The sequence below is a fragment of the Roseibium sp. RKSG952 genome (genome assembly GCF_009711355.1).
In genome coordinates this window covers 64,611-81,224 of record NZ_SMMF01000937.1, presented here as the reverse complement: position 1 = coordinate 81,224, position 16,614 = coordinate 64,611, and the positions used below count along the sequence as shown (strand labels likewise).

At 56.1% G+C, this 16,614-nt stretch carries 13 protein-coding genes; 3 read left to right on the top strand and 10 right to left on the bottom strand.

The window, feature by feature from the left end:
• The coding region (locus E1297_RS27145; RefSeq protein WP_155143798.1) for a DeoR/GlpR family DNA-binding transcription regulator at positions 1 to 387 on the bottom strand (387 nt) is incomplete at its 3' end.
• A gap of 253 nt (positions 388 to 640) precedes the next feature.
• On the opposite strand from E1297_RS27145, the gene glpD reads away from it, so the two are divergent.
• A complete protein-coding gene (gene glpD, locus E1297_RS27140; RefSeq protein WP_155143797.1) occupies positions 641 to 2,236 on the top strand; it encodes a glycerol-3-phosphate dehydrogenase in 1,596 nt (531 codons plus the stop codon).
• A gap of 66 nt (positions 2,237 to 2,302) precedes the next feature.
• Here glpD and E1297_RS27135 read toward each other — a convergent pair whose 3' ends face one another.
• The 3 genes from E1297_RS27135 to metG form a co-directional block, all read right to left on the bottom strand.
• The gene (locus E1297_RS27135; RefSeq protein WP_155143795.1) at positions 2,303 to 5,440 is read right to left on the bottom strand and encodes an efflux RND transporter permease subunit; all 3,138 of its coding nucleotides are present in this window, start codon (positions 5,438 to 5,440) and stop codon (positions 2,303 to 2,305) included.
• Between the two features lie 3 nt (positions 5,441 to 5,443).
• Positions 5,444 to 6,574: an efflux RND transporter periplasmic adaptor subunit gene (locus tag E1297_RS27130; protein WP_209016018.1), complete on the bottom strand. Its 1,131-nt coding sequence runs from the start codon at positions 6,572 to 6,574 to the stop codon at positions 5,444 to 5,446.
• Positions 6,575 to 6,890: 316 nt separating this feature from the next.
• Positions 6,891 to 8,609: a methionine--tRNA ligase gene (gene metG / locus E1297_RS27125; protein WP_155143792.1), complete on the bottom strand. Its 1,719-nt coding sequence runs from the start codon at positions 8,607 to 8,609 to the stop codon at positions 6,891 to 6,893.
• Positions 8,610 to 8,865: 256 nt separating this feature from the next.
• Between metG and E1297_RS27120 the strand changes: the two genes are divergently transcribed.
• Complete coding sequence (locus E1297_RS27120; protein WP_155143791.1) at positions 8,866 to 9,582, top strand: OB-fold-containig protein; 717 nt, start codon at positions 8,866 to 8,868, stop codon at positions 9,580 to 9,582.
• 34 nt (positions 9,583 to 9,616) lie between these two features.
• On the top strand, positions 9,617 to 11,290 hold the full coding sequence (locus E1297_RS27115) for a flotillin domain-containing protein (protein ID WP_155143789.1): 1,674 nt from the start codon (positions 9,617 to 9,619) through the stop codon (positions 11,288 to 11,290).
• 33 nt (positions 11,291 to 11,323) lie between these two features.
• On the opposite strand, the gene E1297_RS27110 is transcribed toward E1297_RS27115, so the two are convergent.
• The 6 genes from E1297_RS27110 to E1297_RS27085 form a co-directional block, all read right to left on the bottom strand.
• Positions 11,324 to 12,547: an MFS transporter gene (locus tag E1297_RS27110; RefSeq protein WP_155143787.1), complete on the bottom strand. Its 1,224-nt coding sequence runs from the start codon at positions 12,545 to 12,547 to the stop codon at positions 11,324 to 11,326.
• Between the two features lie 80 nt (positions 12,548 to 12,627).
• A complete protein-coding gene (locus tag E1297_RS27105) occupies positions 12,628 to 13,308 on the bottom strand; it encodes a YceI family protein (RefSeq protein ID WP_155143786.1) in 681 nt (226 codons plus the stop codon).
• 71 nt (positions 13,309 to 13,379) lie between these two features.
• The gene (locus E1297_RS27100; protein WP_155143785.1) at positions 13,380 to 14,000 is read right to left on the bottom strand and encodes an ImuA family protein; all 621 of its coding nucleotides are present in this window, start codon (positions 13,998 to 14,000) and stop codon (positions 13,380 to 13,382) included.
• A 69-nt stretch (positions 14,001 to 14,069) separates the two neighbouring features.
• A complete protein-coding gene (locus E1297_RS27095) occupies positions 14,070 to 14,651 on the bottom strand; it encodes a TIGR02281 family clan AA aspartic protease (RefSeq protein ID WP_155143784.1) in 582 nt (193 codons plus the stop codon).
• 42 nt (positions 14,652 to 14,693) lie between these two features.
• Positions 14,694 to 15,314 (bottom strand): MarC family protein, encoded by a 621-nt coding sequence (locus E1297_RS27090; protein ID WP_155143782.1) that lies wholly within the window; start codon positions 15,312 to 15,314, stop codon positions 14,694 to 14,696.
• On the bottom strand, positions 15,311 to 16,614 hold a 1,304-nt coding region (locus E1297_RS27085), incomplete at its 5' end, for an ABC-F family ATP-binding cassette domain-containing protein (protein ID WP_244327904.1). The genes E1297_RS27085 and E1297_RS27090, both read right to left, overlap by 4 nt.

Here is a 16,614-nt window from a genome sequence, read left to right as displayed (position 1 = left end):
CAGTATGTTGGCGACGTTCATATTGTTCGTCACGACCATCAGGTTTTTATGGTTCAGCAACTGCCTCGCGACAGCTTCGGTCGACGTGCCAATGTTCATGAAGATCGAAGCGCCATCCGGGATATCGGCTGCACATTTCGCTGCAATCCGCGATTTAGCATCTTCATTCAGTTCGCGACGATCTTCATACCCAATATTCGAGACACCAGATCGCAGGACCGCGCCTCCGTGAACCCGATCCAGCTTGCCGGCCTCCGAAAGCTCTGAAAGATCACGGCGGATGGTCTGGACAGTTACGCCAAACTTGTCCGCCAGCTCTTCGACCGCGACGCGTCCGTGTTGCTTGGCGATTTCCAGAATGTCGGACTGGCGAAAGGAAAGGGACATGTAGGGCTCCGGTGAAACATTCACCTGTTCGTTTTTGTTCTTTTCTCAGAATAATTCAATGATTTGTTTCGTCACTACAGCGAGCGATTTGATGGCCTAGATCGATCCAGATGCTAATCTGAAAGCTCGTTCAGGTATTTTCGATCTGATGCTTGCACTCATGAAAGCGAATAAAAGCGAAAATACAAGTTGACGATACGAATGTGCGTAGGGTTAATGCCCTCGACCTCTCTCAACAGAAGAATCGAGTTCCATGGAACAGCCAGATACCCGAATTACCGACCTTTTCATTATCGGCGGTGGGATCAACGGATGCGGGATCGCACGCGATGCAGCTGGTCGCGGATTGTCAGTCACGTTGGCCGAGATGAACGATCTGGCTTCAGCAACGTCTTCGGCATCAACCAAGTTGTTTCATGGTGGTCTTCGTTACCTCGAATATTTCGAGTTTCGGCTTGTACGTGAGGCATTGATTGAACGGGAAACTCTGTTGCGCGCGATGCCCCATATCAGCTGGCCAATGCGGTTCGTTCTGCCTTACCACGACGACATGCGGTTTGACTCGCATACACCGACTTCGCGTTTGTTGAGCACCGTTATGCCTTGGATGCATGGTCGGCGCCCGGCTTGGTTGATCCGTTTGGGACTGTTTCTTTACGACCATCTTGGCGGCAGAAAAATATTACCAGGCACCAAATCACTTGATCTGCGGAAAGAACCCGAAGGCGCTCCGTTGCAGAACAAGTTTGAAACTGCTTATGAATACTCCGATTGCTGGATCGAGGATTCACGGTTAGTCATTCTGAATGCACGGGATGCAGAAGCTCGCGGCGCAGAGATTCTGGTGCGTACCGAAGTACAATCCGCTGAGCGCGTCGATGATCTGTGGCATGTGACTATTCTTGATAAGAACAGCGGCGATACACGCCTGGTTCGTGCCCGGATGCTGATCAACGCGGGTGGCCCTTGGGTAGGCGACATCATCCAGTCCAAAATCCGCGTGAATTCGCGCGAGGGCGTTCGGTTGGTTCGTGGCAGCCATATCGTGACCCATAAGCTGTTCGATCACGACAAGTGCTATTTCTTTCAGGGTGAGGATGGTCGCATAATCTTTGCAATCCCGTATGAGCAGGATTTCACCCTTATCGGCACGACCGATCAGGATCACGAGAATCCCTCTGAACCACCGGTTTGTACCGAAGCAGAACAGGACTATTTGTGTGCCTTTGCAACAAAATACTTTGAGCGCCCTGTTACACGCGAAGATATCGTGTGGACCTATTCTGGTGTTCGCCCGCTGTATGACGACGGGGCACATAGCGCGACAGCGGCCACCCGCGATTATACGCTGAAGGTAGATTCTGCTGGCGGGGCGCCGGTGCTAAACGTGTTTGGTGGCAAGATCACGACCTATCGTCGCCTGGCTGAAAGTGCGCTGGAGAAAATAGCCGAACATTTCCCCAACTTGCCCGGCCCTTGGACGGCGGGCGTTTCTTTGCCAGGCGGCGACTTTCCCGTTGATGGTGTCGCGCAGCTGACGAATGACCTTCTAACCGACTACGGCTTTCTTGACCAATTCTGGGCGAACCGATTGATCCGTGCTTATGGCACTGAGGCGCGGTCAGTTTTGGGTAACGCGCGAACTGCCGGGGATCTGGGTGAAGATTTTGGTGCGACGCTTACCGCTCGTGAGCTGGAATGGCTTATGGACAAGGAATATGCGCGGACAGCGGACGATGTCGTCTGGCGGCGCAACAAGCTGGGATTGCGGTTGGGTCAGGAGCAGATAGCAAGAATTCAGGCATGGATGGACGAGCATCACATCAAAGCCGTTGCAGCTGCCCAGTAAGCTGAGCCAGACAAAAGAAAACGCCCCGCGAATTTCGCGGGGCGTTTGGCGTTCTACTCCTGCGCTTTAAGCGGCTTCTTCGGAAGGACCAGAGCCCTTGTTGCCGCCTTTCAGCCATTCGCGCATCCCCTGCATTACCGCATAAAGTACGGGGACAAGAATGACGCCAAACAACGTTGCAGCCAGCATGCCGCCGAATACGGCCACACCGATGGCCTTTTGGCTGGCGGCACCCGCGCCACTGGCAGCCAGCAGCGGAACAACGCCCAGCAGGAACGACAGAGCCGTCATCATAACCGCACGGAAACGCTGATGCGCAGCCTCGGCCGCGGCGTCTTTGATGGAGAGGCCATGAGCACGTTGCTCCATCGCGAACTCGACGATCAGAATCCCGTTCTTGGACGCCAGTCCCACAAGCATGATCATACCGATCTGCGTATAGAGGTTGATGTCACTTCCGACGATCGCAACCGCTGAGACAGCCCCGAATAGGGCCACGATCACCGATAGCAGGATCGACACCGGCATGGTCCAGCTTTCGTATTGGCCGACAAGAAACAGATACCCGAACAGGATCGCCAGACCGAGGATCACAACAACCAGACCACCCGATGCCAGCTGCTGCTGAGCGGTCCCGGTCCACTCAAAGGCATATCCAGGGGGCAGGGCGGTTGCAGACTCTTCCGTCATTACGCTGATCGCGTCGCCTGTCGACAACCCTTCTGCTGGGACGGCGGTTACCGTCGCAGAACGGAACAGGTTGTGCCGTTTCAGCAGAACCGGACCCAGTACATTCTCAACATCGATCAACGTCCCAAGAGGAACCATCTCACCTTTTGTCGAACGTACATAGAGGTTTGAAATATCCTCGACATTGTCGCGATAAGAGCCTTCCGCCTGGATCATCACGCGATAGACGCGGCCAAACAGGTTGAAGTCGTTGACGTAGTAGGAACCCAGTTGCGCCTGCATTGTCTGGAAGATCTCAGCCACGGACACCTGAAGCGTCTTTGCTTTCTCACGATCCAGATCGACGAACAGCTGCGGAACGTTTGCGCGGAAGGTCGTATAGGCCTGACCGATCTCTGGACGCTGGTTCGCTGCATAAACGAAGGAACCAACGGCTGAGGCAAGATCCTGAGGCGTACCACCACCGGTTTGCTGAACCTCCATTTCAACGCCAGCAGACATACCGAGACCCTGAATCGGGGGCGGGTTGAACGCGACAATGGAAGCTGCGGACTCTCCGTTGGCAATTGCCAGAACCTTACCAAGGATGGCATCGGCACTTAGATCTTCCTCCTGCCGATCATCCCAGTTTTCGAGGTTTACAAAGATTGCCGCACCATTGGTGATGGTCCCGTTCAGCAATGAGAAACCGTTGATCAAAACGGTACTCGAAACGCCCGGGATCTGTTGGATCTGTTCATCAACCCGTGCCGAAACCAACTCGGTCCGTTCCAGTGTGGCAGCATCCGGCAACTGGATGTCGACGAACAGATAACCGTTGTCCTCAAGCGGGAGGAAGCCGCTGGATGTATTGGACATGATGGTCACGCCACCGAATGCGAAGGCTGCAATGATCCCAAGCGAGACGATGGGTATGATCAGCAATTTCCGGACGATGGCCACATAACCGCTGCGCATTGACCCGATGAAACCTTCGAACACAGCCAACAGCCCTTTAGGAGGGCCGGACCGTGCTTGCAGCACCAGTCCGCACAAGGCAGGAGAGAGTGTCAGAGCGTTGATCGATGAGATCACAACTGCGGTCGAGATCGTGACGGCGAACTGCGAATAAAGCCGTCCCGAAATGCCGGGCATGAAGGTGACCGGCACGAACACAGCCAGCAGAACCAGTGTGGTCGCGATCACGGGCCCGGTGATTTGGCCCATTGCCTTACGAGTTGCTTCGGCCGGTGGCAGACCTTCATCTGCAATGATGCGTTCAACGTTTTCAACCACAACAATGGCGTCGTCCACCACGATACCGATGGCCAGAACCAGAGCGAACAATGAGATCGTATTGAGCGACATTCCAAACAGCAGCAGGAATGCAAACGTACCGATCAGTGATACCGGGATCGCAACCGCGGGAATGATGGTCGCGCGCCAACTGCCCAAGAATACAAACACGACCGAAATCACCAGAATGAACGTCAGTATCAGGGTTGTGACAACGTCATTCAACGATTGCTCGACAAAGTCCGTGGTATTGAACGGGACCTTGTATTCAACGTCAGTTGGGAAGGCGCGAGACAGACGCTCCAGCTCGGCTTGAACGCGGTCGGACACTGCAAGTGCATTGGCGCCGGGGGCCTGATAAATGCCGATAACTGTGGCAGGAACACTTTCGAAATATCCCGATGCTGCATAATACTCGGCACCAAGCTCGACTCTGGCGATGTCCCGGACACGTACGATTGAGCCAGCGTCACCTGTCCTTATCACGATGTCACCAAACTCGGTCGCAGATGTCAGACGCCCTTTGGTCTTGATCGTGTATTGGAATGTTTGTCCTTCAGGTACCGGAGGAGCGCCAATGGAACCGGCAGACACTTCGATGTTTTGTTCCCGAATAGCGTTGATGACGTCCCCAGGTGTGATCGATAGGGCCGCCATCTTGTCCGGGTCCATCCAGATCCGCATGGCGTATTCCAGATTGGTCAGAACGTCCGCTTTACCAACGCCCTGAACACGCGCCAGCGCATCCTTCAGGTTGATGGACGCATAGTTCGACAGGAATACACTGTCATAGGTGCCATTCGGCGAGGTCAGTGTGACCAGCAACAGCATGTTGGTCGACGCCTTTTGCGTCACAACGCCTGAAGCAGTCACTTCGCTAGGCAGGGACGACATGGCTTGCGCCACACGGTTCTGCACGTTCACCGAGGCGATATCAGGGTCGGTGCCTACTTCGAACGTGATGTTCAGAGAGTAGGAACCGTTGTCTGACGAGGTAGACGTCATGTAAATCATGTCGTCCACACCGTTGACCTGCGCCTCAATCGGCGCGGCGACCGTGTTTTCAACGGTTTCAGCGTTCGCCCCGGTATAGGTGGTTGTTACGCTTACCACAGGCGGGGTGATGTCAGGGAACTGGGCAACGGGCAGTACCAGATAGCCGATGCCGCCCATGATTGTCAGAACAAGTGAGATAACAAGCGCCAGCTTAGGCCGGCTGATAAACAGGGCAGAGAACATCAATTATTCTCCCGGCTGCTCAGAAGCGACGACCGCGTCCACCGCTACGCCGGGACGTACGCGCTGTAGCCCTTCGACGATTACGCTTTCGCCCTCACGCAGGCCATCGGCAACAATTACGGCAGAGCCCACTGTGTCGCCGGTGGTGATGTAGCGTTGTTCAACCATCTGCTTATCATTTACGACCAGCACGAATTCACCCCGCTGATCACGTTGCAGGGCGGCTTGAGGAATAAGGACTTGCAGTGTCGGCTCCAGCGCTTCGATACCAACGCTCAGGAAAGCTCCGTCGATGATCAAGCGCTGCGCGTTGTCAAACTCAGCCCGCACAGTAATTGCGCCGGTCAGCGGGTCGATGCGGTTGTCGACAAACACGATACGGCCCGTTTCGTCCAGTTCGGTACCGTTGGGCAATGTCACATGAACGTTGGGGCTTTTGTTGCTTTCCGCCAGCGACGCCGCGCTCTCTCCGTATTGCTCAAGAACCGACGTGAATTGCTTTTCGTTCAGTGAGAAATTCACATAAATCGGGGCTTCGCTGACCAGATTGACCAGAGGTGGATTAGTAGGGCCGACCACATCACCAACACTGGTAGCGACCCGACCGATGCGTCCATCGAATGGCGCGTGAATTTCCGTATAGCTCAAATCCAGCTGTGCTTGCTGGATGGCAGCATTTGCTGCTTTGACTTCGGCCTCGGCAACAAGTTCGTTTGCCCGCGCGATGTCGCGCTCGGATTCCGGGGTTGCGTCGCGCTTGTAGAGTTCTTCTTTTCGGGCAAGATCGACTTTGGCCAGTTCCAGATTTGCTTCGGCGCGGTCCAGATCTGCTTTGCGCGCCTCAAGGTTGGCCTCGTACAGGTCGGGTTCGATCGTAAAAAGCAGATCGCCTTCTTTGACCAAAGCGCCGTCATCGACATTCTGGCTTTCCAAAAAGCCGCTCACACGGGCAACGATGTCGACCTTGTCGATAGCCTCTGCACGTCCGATGAAAACGGCTTCGTCGGTAATCTCCTCAGAGTAAGCTGCGGCAATTGAAACTTTGGGTGGAGGAGCATCGCTTTGGTCTTGCGCCAAAACCGGTTGCGCCAATCCGATGCAGGAAAGTACTGCGGCGCGTCTGAACAATGTCATGATCGCGCCGTTATAAGAGGAAGTTGAATGCTTCAATGCAAGGGACATGGCAATTGCCTCGTTCAAACTACAGTCGTTGCGTCGAAGCGGAGTTATCGAAGAGCCGAGTCGACGGAATTCTAAGGCAGGATGGCTGTTTTGCAGTCATATCTCAAGCATTTGAATTTGTAGTTGTACAAGAGATTGCGCAGATTTCCCCGCAGGTTGGCAGACTTAAGCTCGTGCCGACACGAGGCATTGACCTCTGTGCTATACCCTTGAACAAAAAAAAGGGGGTCTGAACGACCCCCACATTTGCTTTTACTCTTGTCCGAACTTAGCTGCGCTGACCGGCAAATCGGCTTTGCCATTCCTCACGCTGCTCATCCGTGATTTTTGCGAATAGCACATCCGGCACAGCAAACTCGTGGCCGGGGGGCAGGGCGGACAGTGCGGCGGCAACATCGTCCGGCCAGCTGGTGTCCAGGGTATTCATCGCGCTTAGCATCCGGGCCGAGGTTTCGGGAATGAACGGTGCGCTCAGTACTGCGTAAAGGCGGATCAGGTTCAGGCCCAGGCGCACTTGCGCAGCGGCCTGTACAGGATCTTCCTTGAAGGTCGACCAGGGCGCTGCGGCCTGAAGGTATTCATTGCCCGCGACCCAGATTGCCCGCAGTTCCTGCGCCGATTTACGAACTTCCATCGCTTCCATATGCCCCTCGTAGGCGCGGACGCGTTTGGTCAGTTCGTCGATCAGGGCTTGCTCACGCTCGCCATAAGCACCACCCTCGGGGACAGCTTCACCAAATTTCGACCGGCAGAACTTGGTGATCCGGCTAACGAAGTTGCCCAGAACGTCCGCAAGGTCTTTGTTCACCGACTGTTGGAAGTTCTCCCAGTTGAACTCGCTGTCGCTGCTCTCGGGGGCATGGCTGAGCAGCCACCAGCGCCAGTAATCGGCGGGCAGAATCTCCAGCGCCTGATCCATGAAAACGCCGCGGCCCTGAGAGGTCGAGAACTGGCCGCCGTCATAGTTCAGGTAGTTGAACGATTTGAGGTGATCGACCAACTTCCACGGCTCGCCCGATCCCAAGATGGTGGCTGGGAAGCTCAGAGTGTGGAAGGGCACGTTGTCTTTGCCCATAAACTGAACATAGCGCACGTCATCTGCACCTTTGTCGGTCCGCCACCAGCGTTCCCAATCGGCGTCAGTTTTGCCGTTGGCGTCGGCCCATTCCTTGGCGCAAGCGATGTATTCGATGGGGGCGTCGAACCAGACGTAGAAGACTTTGCCTTCCATTCCGGGCCAATCCTGATCGCCTTTCTTAACTGGAACACCCCAGTCCAGATCGCGGGTAATCCCACGATCCTGCAGGCCGTCACCGTCATGCAGCCATTTCTTGGCGATCGAGGTGGTCAGGATCGGCCAGTCGGTTTTGCTGTCGATCCACGCGTCCAGCTGATCCTTCATAGCGGATTGACGCAGATACAGATGTTTGGTTTCACGCACTTCCAGATCGGTCGAGCCCGAAATGGCTGAACGCGGCTCAATCAGGTCGGTCGGGTCCAGCTGCTTAGTGCAGTTCTCGCACTGGTCTCCGCGTGCACGGTCATAACCGCAATTGGGGCAGGTGCCCTCGATATAACGGTCAGGCAGAAAGCGGCCGTCGGCGTTGGAATAGACCTGTTTCTCGGTGACTTCGCGGATCAGTCCTGCGTCGTCCAGCTTGCCTGCGAAATGCTGTGTCAGCTTCTTGTTCTGATCGCTGGATGAACGACCGAAGTGATCGAAGCTCAGGCCAAAGCGATTGGCGATGTCCGCCTGAATGCCATACATCTCGGCACAATATTCTGCGACAGGCTTGCCCGCTTTCGCAGCCGCAAGTTCAGCTGGGGTGCCGTGTTCGTCGGTAGCGCAAAGGAACATGACCTCGTTCCCCCGGCCACGTTGGTAACGCGCGTACAGATCAGCAGGCAATTGCGAGCCGATCAGGTTGCCGAGGTGTTTGATCCCGTTGATATAGGGGATCGCCGAGGTAATGAGAATTCGAGCCATGTTCCGTATCCGCGTAACTGTCTGCGCGCCCGTCTACCTTATGTGACCGGCCAGCAAAAGCCCGGCTTTGGCACAGATGTTACTTTAAGCAGCGACACAGTGAAAAATTCACTGGATACGGGATTACAGATTGCAACCTGAATGACCCCCACAATACCCATAGGTTGAAGTTTAGAATCACAACCTCTTGAATTTTCGTCATGACTTCCCATCTAAAATGTATACCGATGTATACCAAAATAGGAACAACCTGCTGATGTTCGACTTTCTACTAGAGGGTGCTTTTGTGCCCTTTACAATGGCGCTTGCGCTTCTGTTCGGCCTTCTTGCGTTGGAACTGATCGCATTACTGCTGGGTGGAAGTCTGTTGGCGGGCGAGGCGGAAGCCGATCTGGACATGGTCGACGCCCCTGATTTGGATGTCGGTGATTTCGACCTGGATATCGATGCTGATGTCGATCTGGGCGATTTCGAATTGGCCGAGGTTGAGGTCGAAGCGCCCGAAGCCGCTTCGGTTGGTCCGTTCGGTTGGTTGGGCATCGGAAAGATGCCCTTCATGATCTGGCTTGTCGTTCTATTGGCCGGATTCGGCCTGAGCGGTATGGGTCTGCAACTGGCGCTGCGTGATCTGGTGGGCTTTGACCTGCCATCCTGGATAGCGGCAATTCCTGCAGGTGCATTTGGCCTTTGGTTTGCGCGTGGGTTCGGCGGAGTATTCGCTCGCCTGCTGCCCAAAACTGAAACCGAGGCTATGTCCGAACGGATGCTGGCCCGCCGCCGTGGTGTCGTAACCCAAGGCACCGCCGCAAGGGGCCGTCCGGCAGAAGTTCGCGTGACTGACCGATTTGGCAATTCGCACTACCTGCGCGCCGAGCCGTTGCAGGACAAGGATGCGCTGGCTCAGGGCACCGAAGTGCTTGTGCTGCGCGATCGACGGCGCGACCGGTTCGTTCTGGTCGGCTTGTCTGAATAACCAAAATTTCTAACCCCATCACGGAGGATATTGCATGGAACTTCCATTCCTTGCCGTCACAGTTGTGACCATTTTAGCGGTACTCTTGTTTATTGGTCTTGTGCTTGGCCGTCTTTACAAACGCGCGACCCGAGAGATCAGTCTCGTAAAAACCGGTGCAGGCGGAAAGAAAGTCATCATGGATGGCGGCGTAATCATCGTACCGCTGCTGCATGAAGTCAGCCCAGTCAACATGAAGACGCTGCGTCTTGAGGTTCAGCGCAGTGGCGAGGCTGCTCTGATCACCAAAGACCGTATGCGTGTCGATGTAGGCGTTGAGTTCTATGTCTCGGTCATGGCCACAGAAGAGGGCATCGCCCGCGCGGCCCAAACGCTCGGCGACCGCACATTCGACGTCGAGCAACTGCGCGAGATGATCGAAGGTAAGCTGATCGACGGTCTGCGCGCTGTTGCTGCTCAGATGACCATGGACGGTCTGCATGAAAACCGTGCTGACTTTGTTCAGGAAGTGCAGAATGCAGTGTCCGAAGACTTGCTGAAGAACGGTTTGTCGCTGGAATCCGTTTCACTGACCGCACTGGACCAGACACCGTTTGAAGCTCTGGACGAGAATAACGCCTTTAACGCCGTGGGTATGCGTAAGCTGGCCGAAGTGATCGCCGTGTCCAAGAAAGAGCGTGCGCAGATTGATGCTGAAGCCGAGGTCGAGGTGCGTCGCGCCGCGATGGAAGCAGAACGCCAGAAACTGCTGATTGAGCAGGATGAGGCACAGGCGCGGATCGAACAGACGCAGAAGGTCGAAACCCTGCGCGTGGCGCAAGAGGCTGAGATTGCTGCACGGACCGAAGACTCGGTTCGGGAAACTGAGCGAGCCCGGATCGCCCGTGAAGAAGCCATTCGCGCGGCCGAAATCGAGCGTGAGCGTAAAATCCGCGATGCGGAGATCGCCAAAGAACGCGAAATCGAAGTCGCCGAGCAGGAGCGTCAGATCATCATCGCGCAGAAATCCGAAGAGGAAAGCCGCGCGCGTGCATCTGCTGATCTGGCCCGTGCTGAGGCGACAAAGGCGACCGAAGCTGTGGCAACAGCGCGTCAGGTGGCTGAGGCCGAGCGTCAGAAGCAGATCGTTCTGATCGAAGCGACTCGTGAGGCCGAGCGTCAGGCGACAGCGATCCGTCTGTCTGCGCAGGCCGAGAAAGAGGCTGCTGCTGACCGTGCCGAAGCCCGTCGTGAGGAAGCGCAAGCCGAAGCGGACGCGCTTAACATCCGCGCCGAGGCGAAGAAGAACGACATGCTGGCCGAAGCGGAGGGTAAGCGTGCGATCGTTGAGGCAGACAATGCGCTGTCAGTGGATCAGATCCGGATGAAGGTTGATATGGCACGTATCGAAACCATGCCTTCGATCATCGCGGAAATGGTCAAACCGGCCGAAAAGATCGACTCGATCAAGATCCATCAGGTTGGTGGCATCGGTGGGGCAAATGGCGGTGGTGCTGCGTCGAACGGTGACAAGCCAGTGGTCAACCAGGCATTGGACTCGATCATGGGAATGGCGGTTCAGATGCCAGCGCTCAAGAAGTTGGGTGAAGAGCTGGGTCTGTCGATGGAGCAGGGCGTTGGCGGAATCGTCAACGGCGCGCTTGAACCATCGGTAGAACAAGTGGAAGAGGCCGAGGTGGTTGAAGAGAAACCACGGACCGAACACTAAGATGAAGGGGCCGGGATTATCCCGGCCCTTTTTTTATCTGCCCTCACGAGAGCGTTTCAACAATCGACCGATCGTGAAGGAGGTGCGGGGCGCGTAGACATAGTTCGTGCGCTCTTCCGGAGTTGGACGTGATCGCATCCGCGCAAGTCCAAAGATGATCAGGAACACATGTCCCAGCGCTACGAAAGCGAACAAGGCGCCCGGGCCGAATTGCTGGATCAGTGTCGATGAGATGTAGGGAGATGCGATAGCACCCAATGCGTACCAGAACATCAGGGCAGCCGACAACTCGACCCGTTGTTCTGTAGTGGCAAAGTCGTTCGCGTGCGCCGAGGACACCGAGAAGATTGGGAATGTTGTAAAGCCGAACAGACCGGCTGCGAGCATAACACCCAGCGTGCCGGTTCCGCTGGCGGCCATGGTAATCCCGCAACTCAGGACTGCGGCAATTGAAAGCCAGATCAATACCCAGCGACGGTCGTATTTATCAGCAAGCCAGCCCATCGGATATTGGGCCAGGGCTCCACCCAGAACAAAGGATGCCAGGAAGAAGGCAATTTGATCCACGCCCAGACCGACCTCCTGTCCGTAAACCGGACCAACCATCCGGAAAGAAGCCGAACTCAGCGCTGCGACGATCACGCCCGCAACGGCCAATGGTGAGCTGTGCCATGCTAGTTTCGGACGCAGACGTGGCGCATCAGGTGTCTCGGGCTGGCTGGCGCGGGTCAGTGTCAAAGGCAGAAGTGACGCGCAGCACAATATGGCGAGCAGATTGTACGAAACGTAGGATGCAGGCGGCAGAACGGCGATGATCAGCTGCGCCCCAAGAGATGCGCCCATATCGACGATGCGATAGGTGCCCATCGCACGCCCGCGTGTTTCATTTGTGACTTTGGCGTTCAGCCACGCCTCAATCACCGTGTAGCTGCCAGCCACACATGTGCCTGAGGCGATACGCAGCGCTGCCCAGATATACGGGTTGTCGGTCAGAGTGTGTCCGATCAACCCCATCGCACCCAATGCCGTGCAAACAGCAAACGCCCGCGAGTGACCGACATTGCCCATCAGGCGCGGTGCCCACCAGCATCCGATGAAAAAGCCAAGAAAATGTGCTGACCCCAGCAGACCGATCTGTTCGGTCGAAAACTCAAGCGTCAGTCCCGAGATTGCATCCAGTGGTCCAACGCCGCCCGTCGAGAGCTGCAGCAGAATGACAGAAAGAAAAAGGGCGGCAAAGGAAATGATCGTGCGCATAACGGTCCCAGCTTGGCGGTATCGCACAGGGTTGCGCGCACCTAATCGACTTTATCGCGTCGTTTTTTGTCTATCACGGGTCAAGTCTGGCGCAAGATCTCGGCACGGATATTCAGACCCACGGTATCCTGAACCAGATCGGGATAGCCCGATGCGCCGAAATCATGCCGGTTTAGCGCCCCTTTGAGGTGAATGAACAGTCGATCAAGGTCTTTCACGTCTGAACCTGATTGTCTGTACAGATTGGCCTGCAGGGTAATGGGGCGGGTGACACCGCGGACGGTGACATTGCCGGTGATGCTCGCCCCGTTCGAGATACGCCCCCCTGGTCCCAGCTGTATCTTGGTCGAGACAAAACGGATTGTTGGGAATCGTGCCGCGTCTAAAACGCTCGGGCTCAGCATGGGCATCTGTGCGAAGGGTAATTTGGTCCGTGCCTTTGCAACATTCATGACGACGTCTACCCGGCTGTTTTGCAGGCGGTTTGTGTCGATCCGGATGTTTGCTGATTGAATTGGCATGGTGCCGGTCTGCGCGACCCCGGAAAGATTGAATGAAAATGAAACAGTCGTGCCGGAAGGAACCAGAGCGTAAGGGCTGAGAGCAGCCTGCGCGACTTGCGCAACGGGCAACAAGGCTATGCCCGCGATCACGCTTCGGCGGGACAGTGCTATTTTACTGCCTTCTTTTTCGGGTATTTGGCCTCGCTGGGCAGTTGAGCGAGACTTAGGATAGCGGTGAGTGGATATCGTTTGGCCCATGCCTGAACGCTAGGGCGCAGCGCAGGTCTTGGCCATTCACAAGTTCCTTCATCTTTGTGATCTTTATGCGGTCATACAGGCGTATCTTCAGTAGTGATCTGTTTGACCTGCAGGCTGGCACGAGGTTCCGTCTGGGTGGCCAGCCACGTGGCGGGGGGCAGGGCACGCGCGCGGCGACGAGTCAGAGTCCAGCTGGTAGCCTCGTTTCGATAGGTGGGGGCCATGTGCCAGCGCGTCTCGATCCCTTGCGCACCACCATCGCCGGGGGTCAGCAACAGGCCCAGCGGCGCTTGCCCCATCGTTCCGCCCTGTTCCGCCGCCAGATGCATCCGCCGAACAGGTGTCAGGGCCGGGGCTTCTGGCAGATCGCAAATGATCAGAGGCACTGCACCGCTGCGCAGCGCCTCCTCCATACACCACAATAAATCCTTAGCGTTTTGAGCGCGTGCAAACAAGAAGCGTGCCGGATCAGCAAAGGGGGCCATACCTTCGGGATTCAGCTTCTCCACCTCCCATGCTGGCGAAATCCACAAAACTTCTCTCTGTGTCTGGCTGGCCAGCCACATGGCAAAGCTACGCCTTGCAGGTCCGCAGGCCTCATGCACACGACCCAGTTGCAATGTGATCTCGTTATGCAGTTTAATCCCCGGCGCCTCACGCGCGGGTTTGCGGCCAAGAAGATGTGCAGACATGTGGTCAGGATACATCGTTCACTTTTTGTTCTCAATTGGAAATTGAGCCTTAAAGCACAGGTCAGTTGCTTATCGAGACAGAACCAATCGGCCGTCAGCAAACTGAATGTTGGAAAATCGGTGCAGGTAATCCATACCCAGCAGTGACTGATTCAAGTCACCTTCGTTAATCCAGGCAGAAACGTTGCTATCCGTGATCGGACCCAGCGTCAGACTGTCCAGGCGCACAGGAGCGGTGCGAACGACACCATTCGCAGTTGCTGCGCGACCGAAATAGTTCAACTGATCCAGATCGATACCAATGCGCTTGGCGTCCTGAGGGCTAAGCACGATCTGGCTGGCACCAGTATCGACAAGAAAAGTAATGGGCTGACCGTTCACCAGCATCGGAAGATAGTAATGTCCGTCAAAGGAGCGGGGAACCTCGATCGTGTTGCCTGTCACTGCCATTTGCGGAGCAGGGCTGACGGTGGAACGAATATCCTCCCACAGGCCAACGAGGGCAATGACACCAACGAAGATGAAAACCCAGGCCATGACCTGCTGCATCGTCTTGCCCAAAGACTGACGATTTTGCGTAATGAACCAGAACAGCAGGGCTGCACCCAGCAGAACCAGATAAGTCAAACGCCCGAAATCGTAGCCATCCATACCGTCACCCGGAAATTACGAACCTGGCCACTATATGGTGATTCATGACGCAAAACCAAAGGCTTTGAGGCCATCAAGGATGAACTGAACGGACAGTGCTGCCAGCAGCATGCCGAGCAAACGTGTCAGAACATTCAGGCCGGTCTTGCCCAGAAAACGCGCGATGAGACCACCGGACAGGAAGAACAACAGAACAACAGCCATCACTGCAAGCATGACAGCGCTTGCGGCGGCGATGCCCTGAATGCCGGGATGTTCACCAGCAAGCAGGATTATAGTCGCAATAGAGCCGGGACCGGCGACCAGTGGGATGGCAAGGGGAAAGACCGAAGGGTCAGGGTGCTCTTCCTCTTCGACCCGGTCTTCACGTCGTTTCGTTCGGCGTTCAAACAGCATGTCCAAAGCCGTCAGGAACAGCAATGCACCGCCTGCCACTTTGAAGGCCTCCATCGAAATTCCCACAAACCCCAATACGGCTTCGCCAAAGGCGGCAAAGGCGATCAGGATGCCGGATGCTGTCAGGCAAGTACGCAGCGCGACACGGCGCCGGGTCGCGGCATCCATATCCTGCGTCAATGCAACAAAGATCGGAGCCGTGCCGAAAGGGTCGATCACCACGAACAAGGTAGTGAACGCCGTGATGAAGAATGCCATATCAATCATGCGACACCCTCCGCCTGTTCCAGTTTCTCGGCGGCCGCGACCCACAGGGCTTCGGCGCGTTGCATAGCCTCGACCACTTCTGAGAATTTGCGGTTCCAGGTCTCCAGATCGCTGATCCGGTCGTCCTCATACAGCGCAGGGTCCGCCAATTTGGCTGACAGTTTCTCATGCATGTCAGTCAGCTTCTCGAGCCGGTCTTCGCATTTTCGCAGATCCGCGCGTAGCGCCAGCACTGCCTCGCGCGATGGACGCTTTGGTTTTGTGGTCTGCGGCTTTTCTTTGACCGGTTTGTCGCGGGCCAGCAGCATAGTGCGATAGGTTTCAAGATCACCGTTGAATGGTTTGACAGTACCGTCCGAGACCAGCCACAGCCGATCCGCAACCAGTGACAGCAAGTGCATGTCATGGCTGACCAGAACAACTGCTCCGGAATAGGCGGTCAGCGCTTCGACCAAAGCCTCGCGGCTTTCGATGTCCAGGTGGTTGGTTGGTTCGTCGAGGATCAGCATGTGCGGCGCGTCGATGGTCGCGATCAGCAGCGATAACCGTGCTTTCTGCCCGCCCGACAAGCGGCCGACCAGCGTTTCTGCCTGATCAGCATTCAACCCGAACCCAGCAAGGCGCGACCGCCATTTGCCCGGAGCCTCATCCGGCCGCAGGCGCCTTAGGTGGTCCAGCGGTGTTTCGTCCACATGCAACTCATCGACCTGATGCTGTGCAAAATATCCGATGCGCAGCCTGTTGCTGCGGGTCATTTTGCCTGCCATGAGGGGCAGGCGGTCGGACAACAGCTTGGACAAGGTCGACTTGCCCTGACCGTTCTTCCCCAGCAGGGCGATGCGGTCATCCTGATCGATACGCAGGTTCAGGCGGCGCAGCACTTCGGTCTCGCCATAGCCGGTCACACCGCCTTCGATCTGGATGATCGGAGGGGACAGTTCCTCAGGTTCAGGGAATGAGAATGCGCGCAGCGCGGCTTCTTGCGGGGTCGAGACCAGTTGGATGCGTTCGATCATCTTCAGGCGAGACTGCGCCTGAACCGCTTTGGACGCCTTGTAGCGGAAGCGGTCAACAAAGCTCTGCAAATGAGCGATGCGGGCCTTGGCCTTGGCATTTTCGGATTCTGCCTGTGCCAGACGTTCGGCGCGGCGCTCGGCAAATTTGTCATAAGGAACCGCGTAATAGGTGAGCTTGCGGTCTTCCAGATGCAGGATCGACCCCACGGCGCGGTTTAACAGGCCCCGGTCGTGACTGATTATGATAACTGTGTGGGGGTACTTGGCCAGATAGCTTTCCAGCC